This is a genomic window from Rhizobium sp. NXC14 (assembly GCF_002117485.1).
Lineage (GTDB): Bacteria > Pseudomonadota > Alphaproteobacteria > Rhizobiales > Rhizobiaceae > Rhizobium.
The window spans coordinates 656,294-667,353 of sequence record NZ_CP021032.1 but is presented as its reverse complement, the minus strand read 5'-3'; the positions used below and the strand labels follow the sequence as shown (position 1 = coordinate 667,353).

The following is an 11,060-nucleotide window of genomic DNA, read 5'->3' as shown; positions in this document are numbered from 1 at the left end:
GTTTGGCTTTTCACGAAAGCGCAGAACCGCTCCAACTTTTTTATCTACGCAGTTCCCGGCAAAAGCGCTTCGCGCTTTATTGGGGAAACCGCTTCTCACCTTGCCCGGAACGGCTCTAATGCGGCCGAAGTTCTTTGGTCGCGATCAGCATGACGAGATCTTCCGAGGCATCGGCGAGCGTCAATGCCAATTCCGCGGCCGACCATCCACGTTTCTGCAAACTGACGAGCATTTCCACCATTGCGACTTCGACTTCTCGTCTGCAGGTCGAAATTGGCTTGAATTGGATAACGTTCTCATCACATGCGGTAGTCATCTTAGCCTCCTCTGCCACATGAAGGGCAGCGTCAAAGAAATTCGACAGTGGTTGGATATGATAGGGGTTGCGTACAGACCTCGAGCCATTACGCATCGACATGTATGGCCTCGGCTGCGCGCAACCCCTCGCGCGCCACTATTGGCCAATATCGGCCTCAGGAGCGCCTCGTATTAGTCTGAACGACTGGCGATACAATTTTCCTGGCTCACCCTTGGATTGATTCCTGTTGAAAGCCATTGCTTGCGCAAGGCGAGCACGACTACTTCTTCGATAGTTCACGACCTATCCTCCCATGTTTGCGTGTTTTTGTTTTGAACAAGTGTCGTTTTGCGTTGTCGGGGCTATCGCACCGGCAGCTAAGTATTTGGAATTTCCGAACTTTCCTTCGGAATTAACCATTGCTTATTTAGATATATGAACGGGATGCGCTTGTCGTTATCGCAGCATCCAGAAAATTATCGGTCCGTCCATTTCTGCTCGCAGAGGAATATGATAAGTAGCTTATGCACGTAGAGCTTTAGCCACTTCGGCTATCGGATGGCGGTTGTTTGCTTCAGTTTCAACAGCCCGGATCGGCTAATGCGCTGGAGGAATTGGATGGTTGCGGAGTCTGGAGATGACCCGGCTGCCGGACGGGAGTGGCCGGCGCACCTGGAGCGGCGGCGCTGGCCGCGCGAACCTTCTTCCCAGAAAGAACATCGGGTGGACGTTCCACCGGCACTGCTGCCCCTGCGATTTTCGACGCACGAACTGCCACAGAAAGATCAGTTCCAGGCTTGGCGATCACATGTGGCGCCCCTTATGGATGTACATCTGCCGGATGGAAAATCAGAGGGCGATGGTTTCCTTGCGGAACAGACCGGTTGGCACCTCGGCGATATCCTTATCGTTCAGCAGCGCGCGCAGGCGTGCAGCTATATTCGCGATCAGGCGATGCTGCGATCGAGCCCGATCGATCACTGGAACGTCGGCATACTGCGCAGCGGCCGGGCCTGGACCGAAGCCGATCGGCATGTAACCGAAACGGGCCCGGGTGAGATATTTTTCAGGTCTCTTGGTTATCCGTACCGCGGGCGGATGACCGATTCAGTCGCTGTGCTCGTCTTCCTGCCCTATGAACTGTTGACCGGTGATGCGACTCTTCTGCAGAGCGCCAACAACACCGCCTTCTCCGGTAGCCTGGCTGAATTGCTGGTCAGCTATATTAACGGCCTGGAAACGAACCTGAGCAGCTTGACGGTGGAGGAGGTGCCGCGGATCATACGGACGATCGGCGATATGGTCGTTGCATGCGCTGCATCCTCCACAAGTTCGGACCGCGGCCAGGAACAGACCAATATGGGGCTGATGGAGCGGGCGCATCGCTATATTCACCTCAATCTTCATTCAGATAGCTTGACGCCTGAGGTCATGTGCCGAGCGCTGGGGATCTCGCGGACCCGGCTCTACCGATTGTTCGAAACGAGCGGGGGCGTCTTCACTTACATTCGCAAACGTCGCTTGCTGCAGGCCTATGCGGATCTTACCAATCCGACCGACAACAGACCGATCTCGGAGATTGCCGAGGCCGCCGGCTTCGACGTTGCAGCCAATTTCACGCGCGCGTTCAGCCATGAATTCGGGCTCAGCCCGCGTGAAGTCCGAAAGACCATAGCAACCGAGCACCCGGCCATCCCAGCAACACGTTCCATGCGACGTGTCGGGACAACGATCGGCGACTGGCTGACGCTCGCACGTTGATGTGGAAGGAATAAAAGCCGCATTGCTGCTACTTTTCAAGCAATTACGCAGCGGCCTTTACTCAACGCTTTCAAGTTCCATAAGATCGATTACGCCAGATTCGATTGTAGCCGGGGGTGGGTTCAAAGTTGAAGTGTCCCGTTTCTGCAAAGTTGGAATGTCACTCGCCCCGCATTGATGACGTGGGAGATTGCGAATGGGACTAATTGCAATGAACGAGCGAGATCTGCAGCGGATCGTTTTGTCGAAGGCAACGCTCAAACCAGACATGATCATTCGAGGCAGGCAGTAGAGATTCTCGACGCCTAATGAGGGCCAAAGGCGGCAGAGCTACGTTCAACCAGTTTGCAAGAGACAACCCGACTGCCCGGATAAATCTTCTCGCCCGCTATCAAATCGTTCAGCCACTTCGCACCCTCTCGGCCGAGATCGTAGTATGGCAACGCCGCTGTGGTCAGCTCTGGCTTTAGCGCCATGGTGACTGTTCGAAAATCGTCAAAGCCGACGATGCTGACGTCTTGTGGAATTCGCAAGCCCAGTGCCATGGCGGCAATGTAGATTTGAATCGCCATTTCGTCGTTGCCGCTCATGATCGCGGTCGGACGGTCGTCTTGTTTGAGCATTTCGGTCGCTGCCGCAAAGACGTAGTTGTTTTCTGCCCCCACAGGTCCATCCATGCCAAGGCTGATAGAGAGGTCGTTCTCTGTGAGACCGAATTCGCTTGTCGTTCGGCGAAATGCCTCCAGGCGCAGTTCGGCTCCCAATAGGATCGGATTGAGCCGGATGTAGCCGATTCTGCGATGACCCCGTTCAAGGAGGTACCGGGTAAGGTCTCGCGCGCCCTGATAATCATCGGGCTCGATGGACGGCAGGAGCTCCCTTGTTTGCGGCCGACAGTTTATCATCACTGTCGGAATGCTGACATCGCCGGTCTCCGGATCCACAATGCGGCGGTACATGGTTACATACAAGACTCCATCAATGCGATGGGACTGGAACATTTTCCAGATTTCCACCTCTCGCTCGGAAGAACCACCGGTGTTGGCTATCAGGATGGTTTTCCCATTCGCATTGGCCCAGTCTTGAATTCCGCGGACAATATCCACCGAATAAGGCGTCGTGGAAACATAATCGGTGATAATCCCAAAGGTGTTGGAACGGCTGGATCGTATGAGGCGCGCCGCCATATTCGGGATATAGCCGAGGTCCCGAATGGCTTTTTCCACCCTCTCCCGGGTTTCCTCAGTCACGTAGGGCTCGCCATTGATGACGCGAGAGACTGTTTTATTCGAAACCCCGGCCGCTTTCGCGACGCTGACGATGCTCACCATGTCCGCTAATTCTCCTGATGCGGGTCTGTTGTAAACTACACGCATGACAACGTCGACATATTTTTCTGACAACGTCGACAATTGCAATTGACAACGTCGTCATAGCGCGCCTATGGTCCCAACGATGGAACAGCCCGAGGCAAGTGCTTCCGGCGGAACAAGGGAGGAATTCATGAAAAAACTGCTTGGCGCCAGCGCGCTCGCGTTCGTTTGCATTGCGGCCTCCGTCAAGGCCGAAACCATCAATGTCCTCGTGGAAGGCGGCGGCGAAATGCTGCAGAAGGCAGCCGCGGAGAAGTTTACCGCCGAGACCGGTATCAAGGTGGACTTCACCGTCGTTCCCTATCAGGGCGTCTTCGACAAATTTTCCGCCGAAATCGCCTCCGGCTCATCGGCGTTCGATGTGGTAACGATCGACGTCGTGTGGAACGCGAAATTCGCAAGCCATGTCGAAGACCTCGCGCCGCTCTTCACCGACGCGGTTCGCAAGGACCTGCCGCCTGCCTTGCTTGCCGACGCGAAGATCGGCGACAAACTGATCGGCATGCCTGCTTGGGCCAATGCCGAAATTGTTTTTTATCGCAAGGACCTCTTCGACAAGCCGGAAGAACAGAAAGCATTCCAGGCAAAATATGGTTATCCCCTCGCCCCGCCGAAGACTTGGCAGCAATGGCGCGACATCGCAACATTCTTCACCCGAGACACCGATGGTGACGGCAAGACTGACTTTTGGGGCACCGACACCATCGGCAGCTTCTCCGAAGAGTGGATGGCACATGTGCTTCAGGCGGGCTCGCCAGGTGTGATCCTCGACAAGGATGGGAAGGTGATCATCGACAACGAAGCGCATAGGAAGGCGCTCGAATTCTACATCGCGCCTCACTGCATCGATCATTCCGTGCCCGAAAACGTCAACGAGATTGGCTGGGGCGAAGCTCAGAACCTGTTCTATCAAGGCAAGACGGCGATGATGAAATTCTGGGCGCACGCCTACAAGATGACGCCCGCCGATTCCAAGGTCAGCGGAAAGGTCGGCGTCGCCCCGATGCTGGCTGGCGATGCAGGAATCGCGGCAATTCCGGGTCCTTGGTACAATGTCGTTCCGTCGACCTCCCAGCACAAGGACGCGGCCAAGAAGTTCATAGCCTTCGCGATCGCCAACAATGCTCTTGGTATCGAAGCGCCGCTTGGATTGGCTGCGACGAATTCGGCCTATAATGGCTATGCCAGCAAGCCCGGTTATGAGCATTTCACGCCGCTGCTTGAGACGTTAGGCGCTCCTGCGACGCAAGGCCGTCCGATGAACGAAAAATATCAGGAAATTGTCGACGAAGCGGTTCTGCCAGCGGTGCAGCAGGCCCTGACATGCAAAGCGGATGTTGGCAAGGTCCTGACGGACGCCAAGGAAACGATCCAAGACATCCTCGACTAGTCCCTCGGCGGCGAGGAGGACGGGTGGTCCTCCTCGCATCATCAGCTTTCGGAGAGCGCCATGTCGGGTGAAGACCGATTCGTGCTGTGCATGCTTGCGCCAGCCCTCGCCATCCTTGGCTTGCTAGTCGCATACCCGGTAGGGCTTTTGGTGTTCGATTCCTTTTTTAAGGTCGACACCATTACTCCCCACATACGAGAATGGATCGGGCTCAAGAACTATATCGACGCGCTAACCTCGAAGCGTGTCGCGGAAAGCGCATTCAGAACAATCCAGTATTCGATCTTTGCGCTGTTCTTCGAATTTACCTTCGGTTTCTGCGCCGCGCTGCTGTTCACGGCGCTCCCCGGTCAATCGCGCTGGCACCGCACGATCTTCACGCTGCCATTAATGGTGCCGCCCATTGTCGCCGGCCTCTTGTGGCGCTTTCTCCTGGTCGGGAACATCGGCATCTTGAACTACGGGCTCCTCCATCTGGGCGTCATCAGCGATCCCGATGCGATTGCCTGGTTGTCCGACGAAGATATCGTCATCTATTCCGTCTCTTTCGCCGATATCTGGCTGACGACATCCTTTGTCGCCCTCGTCTCCTATGCCGGATTGACAAACATTCCCAAAGACCTGCTCGAGGCCGCGCGGATCGACGGCGCGAACGCGTTCAAGCGCTTCTGGCATGTCACGCTGCCACTGATGCGCCCGGTGATCGCCGTCGTCGTCATCGTGCGTGGGGTGGATGCGGCCAAGACCTTCGACCTCATCTGGATTCAGACGCAGGGTGGCCCCAACCACGCTTCTGAAGTGTTTTCGATGAACATCTATCAGCGCATGGTGCGCTTCGGCGATCTCGGCGAGGCCTCGGCCTCCGGCACGCTGTTTCTGATCGTCATGATGGCTCTGGCTGCTGCTGCCTATTGGAAGATATGGAGGCCGGTCCATGCGTAGTGCGCGCCGCCTCAATTTCAACGGCATCGTGATCAATGCCGCCGCGTTCGTCCTCGTCCTGTCCTATGCGCTGCCTTACGTCTATCTGCTCATGACGTCGATCAAGCCGGCAGCGGATGTCCAGCAGATTCCGCCGAGCTTCTTTCCCGTCGTGATCTCTTTCGAGAATTTTCGCGATGTCCTGCAATCGTCGACCCTGCCGCGGGCCTTCGCAAGCTCGCTGATAGTGGCGGTGCTGACAACCATCCTTTCCCTCGCTGTGGCGGTTCCGGCCGCCTATGTCGCGACCCACTATAGGCGCCGGATCACCACCCTGTTCCTGCTTTTCGCGCTGGTCACGCGCATGGTGCCCTCGGTGTCGCTCGGCGTGCCATTGTTTCAGCTTCTGAAGTCGCTCGGTCTGCTGGATACCGTTCCCGGTCTGGTGCTCGCCCACACATCAGCCGCGGTACCTCTTGCGCTTCTTCTCATGGCAGCCTTCTTCGAAGGCGTTCCGAAGGATCTGGAAGAGGCGGCGCGCATGGACGGCTGCACCCGTTTCCAGGCCTTTCTGAAGGTTATTCTTCCGATCATGACGGGCGGAATCGCCGTTACCGCGCTCTTTACCTTCATCACGAGCTGGAACGAGTTCCTCTATGCACTGCTGCTGACGTCAGAGTCGACCAAAACGGCACCGATCGTCATTGCTGAATACAACTCGGTCTATGGCCTGGCCTGGGGAGCGATGACGGCGGCAGCCGTGCTCTATTCACTGCCCGTCATCATCGTAACGCTCGCACTTCAAAAGCAGATCGTCGGTGGCCTGACTTTCGGCGCTGTAAAAGGATGAGGGAGGCTAAGACATGGCCGGTATAGAACTGCGCAACGTCAACAAGATCTACGGCAACAGCTTTCATGCGCTACACGACCTGAGTTTCAACATCAGGGATGGTGAGTTCATGGTGTTTGTCGGTCCCTCGGGATGCGGGAAATCGACGGCGCTTCGGATGATCGCCGGCCTTGAGAGCATTTCGAGCGGCGAACTCAGGATCGGGGACAGGATCGTCAACCATGTCGATCCGAAGGATCGCGACATCGCCATGGTCTTTCAGTCTTACGCGCTGTACCCGCACAAGACCGTGCGCGAAAACATCGCCTTTCCATTGCTGATGGCGGGGTTGCCAAAATCCGACATTGCCAGCCGCGTGGACGAGGCCGCGCGCATCCTCGAACTGACGGCTCTGCTCGACCGCAAACCGGCGCTGCTCTCGGGCGGCCAGCGGCAGCGCGTCGCCATGGGTCGGGCGATCGTCCGCCAGCCGTCCGCCTTCCTGATGGATGAACCTCTGTCCAATCTCGATGCAAAACTGCGTGTGCAGATGCGCGCCGAGATTGCCAGCCTCCAGAGAAAACTCAACGTCACCACGATCTACGTCACTCACGATCAGGTCGAGGCAATGACGATGGGCGACCGTGTCGCTGTCATGAAGGGCGGCGTGTTGCAGCAAGTCGACACACCGCAGAACCTGTACAGTCGCCCCGACAACGTCTTTGTTGCGGCCTTTATCGGATCGCCCTCGATGAACTTGTACGAGGCCGTCCTGAATGGAAGGACGGTGATCCTGGGCAGCAACAGTTTCGAAATTCCTGACCGGGTTTTCGAATGCCGTCCCTCGCTCAACGGTGCGTCTCACCGTCAAATCCTTCTCGGCATCCGGCCGGAGCACATGAATGACGCTTCAATCCGGCCTTCTTCGGCCGAGATCTCGGCCCCGGTCACTCTTGTTGAGGCGCTGGGTTCTGAATCCATGGTGCATCTGAATATCGATGCACCCTGGGTGGATGCTGGCGACCCGGACGCCATCGCCGACATCGGCGACGAAAAAGCTGCTGTAGCCCGTTTTTCCCCTAAGAGCACAGTGCGAGCAGGTGACATCGCGCGCATCGCTGTCGATGCCGAAGAACTTCACTTCTTTGACCCGGGCACCCGTACCAGCATCTGGTGATGGCACAGCCAAAAGACAAGATTAACCCTCGCTGTCCGCGGAGATGATAATGATTAGCGAAAACTGTTACGACGTTACGAAGTATCCATCAGGCAATCCCCGTGAGGATATTGGCGCCGTCATCAATAACATCATTGCGGATATCAAGAACAGGCAAGCGGTAGTCGATGCAAATGACGGCGGAAAACCTGGATCAGTTATCTATATACCGCCAGGCGATTATCGTCTTGTCACTCAAGTCGTTATAGACGTGAGCTATCTGAAGATCGTTGGCTCTGGGCATGGTTTTACGTCGTCGAGCATCCGCTTCAACACACCAGCAGGCGAGTTGACCCACTGGCACGAGGTGTGGCCGGGCGGAAGTCGAATCCTTGTGGACATTTCTCCAGAGGCCACAGACGTTGAGGCTGCTGGTGCCGCGTTTTATGTCAAGCGCAATGGAAATCCTCGTATAAGCTCTGTGGAGTTTGCTGACTTTTGCATCGATGGCTTGCACTTCATCGATGATGGTTCGGGGCAAGACGACGCAGAAAACACATACAGGAATGGCAAAACGGGAATCTATGTAGGCAGCGCCAATGACTCATTTCGAATAACCGGTATGGGCCTTATCTACCTGGAGCATGGAGTCACTGTTCATGATGCAGATGCGCTCGCGATAGATAATAATTTCATCGCAGAGTGCGGCAACTGTATCGAGCTGAAAGGTATGGGGCAGGCCTCAAGAATAGCAAATAATTTTGTCGGCGCCGGATATAGGGGACACTCAATTTACGCCGAGAATTACGCGGGCATTCTGGTATCCTCGAACAACGTATTTCCGCGAGGAGCAAGCAGTCTCCATTTCTCCGGCGTGGTGCGTTCCTCGGTCACGGGAAATAGGTTCCATTCCTTCTATCCCGGAATGTTGGTGTTTGCTGCTAACTGCTGCGAGAATTTGGTCTCCTCAAATCACTTTCTGCGAGATCGCGAGCCATGGGCGCCGATGCAGAAGTACGACAATGGCTTGGATGATCTGTTTGGGCTTCTGCAGATTGACGGCAGCAACAATTCGCTGATCGCGAACCATATTTCGCACACCATTGACACCCAATATATCAAGCCTCCCGCAGCAAAACCTGTCATGATCAATGTAGTTTCCGGCAGTGGAAACTACATAGCCAACAACCACATTGTGGCCACCACCGAAATACCTCAAGAAGCCGGGAGCGATGCGCCAAACAGCGCCTGTTTTTCAACACAAGTGAGCGCATTGCTTTCAATCGGGAATTCGACTTCGCGCGACGTAACGACCGTGCTGGTGCAAAGGAACTCAGTGGGGAATACGGTCCTGGACTGCGGAAACGTCGAACAAGTGGTGATGGACCGAACGGTAAATGCATTCAGGGGCACTCCGGCTCCTGGGCAATAGACCGCAGCCGCCAGGCCTCTCCCGCCGGTCGTGGGACCACAAGTCCTCTTCCAAGAAAAACCTGGGCCAGTCTTCGGACCGGCCGTTCTTCACTCAGATTGCGTCTCCAAATGGCTAAAGCGACTGTCTCTTTTGTTTCGGGCGAGCGTTTGGAATTCTGGGCCGTTGGCCCCGGGGCCGTCAGTATTTCGCAAGATGGTGAGACCCTCTGGCATGTGCCCGCTTTCGAAGCTCATCCATCATACTATGCCTATCACCACCGCGAGGCCGGCAGCGTTGTCGTTGAATGGGATCAGCCGGAAGCATTCCTCTGGGCCTACACCTACGATCCGGCAACCGTTGCGGAGGCCGGCATAAAGCTATGGGAATTCAGCACGGATGAAATTCTAATTCGCGCAGGAAAGGAAATTGGCTCATGGCTGCGAAGCGATCCTCAGCGGCCTCGACTTCATTTTTCTCCTTGTCGCAACTGGATGAACGATCCTGTGGGTCTCTGCAGGATCGCCGACTGCTGGCACCTGTTTTATCAATTCCATCCATGCGGCGGCGAGTGGGGGCCAATGCACTGGGGGCATGCTACCAGCCCTGACCTGTTCAGCTGGACACACATGCCGGTTTTTCTCCATCCGGAGCAGAACCTCTGGCGTCTCGGTGCGACCGGAGGCGCATTCTCCGGCAATGCATTTCAGGACAGGGACGGCAGCCTGATGTTCTTCTATACGGAACGCCTGCCCGCCTATGACCTTTTCAAAGGTTATCGAGAGATACAGAAGATCGCCCGGCCGGACCGGCGGATGATCAAGGCGGAAAGCATCTCGACCGTGCTCGAGCAGCGCCCCGAAGGAGTTGAGCACGACTTCCGCGATCCAAAGGTGTGGTGGGATGAAGCCTCCGGCGCTTATCGCATGGTGCTCGGCGCCTCTATTCATGGCGACCCGGCAGTCTTGCTTTACGGTTCGGAGAATCTGCTGGAGTGGAAATACCTGGGACCGCTCTACCGTGCACCGCCCTTCTTCCGCGAGCAGGGCGCCAGAGCAGTTGAATGCCCCGACTTTTTCCCCATCGACGGCAAATGGGTGCTGATCATGGGACTTGTCGGACACTGTGATCCTGACAGCGGGCGACACAACCTGCTCTATGGGCTCGTCGGAAGTTTCGTCGATGACCGCTTCATTCCGGACTCCGATGCGCTGCAACTCCTCGATTTCGGCAGCGACTTTTATGCGATGCAGAGCTTCGCGACGGGTGGCAGGCAGCTTTCCTTTGCGTGGCTCTTCAATTGGCAGTTCCGCAAGCCTGCCGGATCGCCGTATTCCGGCGAGTTGTCCTTACCCCGCCAGCTATCGCTGGATGCGCGCAACAGGATATGTATGAGACCCGCTGACGAAGTGGAGGAGGCCCTCACACATGCGCCTCTGCCTTCCGCTGAACCCGGCAGATATGTTCTTGACGAAGCGCCCGTCGATATCCGACTGAACGGAATGCTCGACGGAACAAGGATCACCGCGACCGAGGCCGGACGATTGTCATTTTCCATCGTGGTGGAAGATCAAAGTATCTCCGTGCAGCTGCCACAAGATGACGGATCGATCCGTTACGCCGCGATGATTGCCGATGCGACGGATCTGAGAGTCATCCACGATAAGGGCATCTTAGAGATTTTTGCTGACGGAGGAGCTGTCTGCGGCACGCGACGCAACTATCTCAACGTCAGACCGGACAAGCTTGTTATTCTGTCAAAGGCACATGTGAGCGCTTTCAGCGGGGAGTAATCGCATCATGCTGAAGTCGTTGAGGTAGCCGCAAAGTTAAGCAAAGTTGGAATGCAACACTCTCCGCATTTGATGATGCGGGAGATTGCGGACGGGACTGGTTGCATGTGCTTGATCTGAGACATCGT

At 56.0% G+C, this 11,060-nt stretch carries 9 protein-coding genes; 7 read left to right on the top strand and 2 right to left on the bottom strand.

The window, feature by feature from the left end; all coding sequences use genetic code 11:
- Positions 1-115: 115 nt before the first annotated feature.
- Positions 116-316 carry a hypothetical protein gene (locus NXC14_RS27470; protein ID WP_085781156.1) on the bottom strand — a complete coding sequence of 67 codons (201 nt, stop codon included), beginning with the start codon at positions 314-316 and terminating at the stop codon, positions 116-118.
- A 600-nt stretch (positions 317-916) separates the two neighbouring features.
- Between NXC14_RS27470 and NXC14_RS27465 the strand changes: the two genes are divergently transcribed.
- Positions 917-2,059: an AraC family transcriptional regulator gene (locus tag NXC14_RS27465; RefSeq protein ID WP_085781155.1), complete on the top strand. Its 1,143-nt coding sequence runs from the start codon at positions 917-919 to the stop codon at positions 2,057-2,059.
- Between the two features lie 305 nt (positions 2,060-2,364).
- Here the strand turns inward: NXC14_RS27465 and NXC14_RS27460 are convergent, their stop codons facing one another.
- Entirely contained in the window at positions 2,365-3,390 is a 1,026-nt protein-coding gene (locus NXC14_RS27460; RefSeq protein WP_085781154.1) for a LacI family DNA-binding transcriptional regulator, read from the bottom strand.
- A 172-nt stretch (positions 3,391-3,562) separates the two neighbouring features.
- Between NXC14_RS27460 and NXC14_RS27455 the strand changes: the two genes are divergently transcribed.
- The 6 genes from NXC14_RS27455 (at position 3,563) to NXC14_RS27430 (ending at position 10,932) form a co-directional block, all read left to right on the top strand.
- The gene (locus NXC14_RS27455; protein ID WP_085781153.1) at positions 3,563-4,822 is read left to right on the top strand and encodes a sugar ABC transporter substrate-binding protein; all 1,260 of its coding nucleotides are present in this window, start codon (positions 3,563-3,565) and stop codon (positions 4,820-4,822) included.
- 60 nt (positions 4,823-4,882) lie between these two features.
- Positions 4,883-5,764, top strand: coding sequence for a sugar ABC transporter permease (locus NXC14_RS27450; RefSeq protein ID WP_085781152.1), 882 nt, complete (start codon positions 4,883-4,885; stop codon positions 5,762-5,764).
- Entirely contained in the window at positions 5,757-6,593 is an 837-nt protein-coding gene (locus NXC14_RS27445) for a carbohydrate ABC transporter permease (RefSeq protein ID WP_085781151.1), read from the top strand. The genes NXC14_RS27450 and NXC14_RS27445 overlap by 8 nt, the downstream gene beginning before the upstream one ends.
- Positions 6,594-6,606: 13 nt before the next feature.
- Positions 6,607-7,749, top strand: coding sequence for a sn-glycerol-3-phosphate ABC transporter ATP-binding protein UgpC (gene ugpC, locus NXC14_RS27440; protein WP_085781150.1), 1,143 nt, complete (start codon positions 6,607-6,609; stop codon positions 7,747-7,749).
- Positions 7,750-7,798: 49 nt separating this feature from the next.
- A complete protein-coding gene (locus NXC14_RS27435) occupies positions 7,799-9,160 on the top strand; it encodes a NosD domain-containing protein (RefSeq protein WP_085781149.1) in 1,362 nt (453 codons plus the stop codon).
- Positions 9,161-9,270: 110 nt separating this feature from the next.
- A complete protein-coding gene (locus NXC14_RS27430; protein WP_085781148.1) occupies positions 9,271-10,932 on the top strand; it encodes a glycoside hydrolase family 32 protein in 1,662 nt (553 codons plus the stop codon).
- The last annotated feature ends 128 nt before the right edge of the window (positions 10,933-11,060 follow it).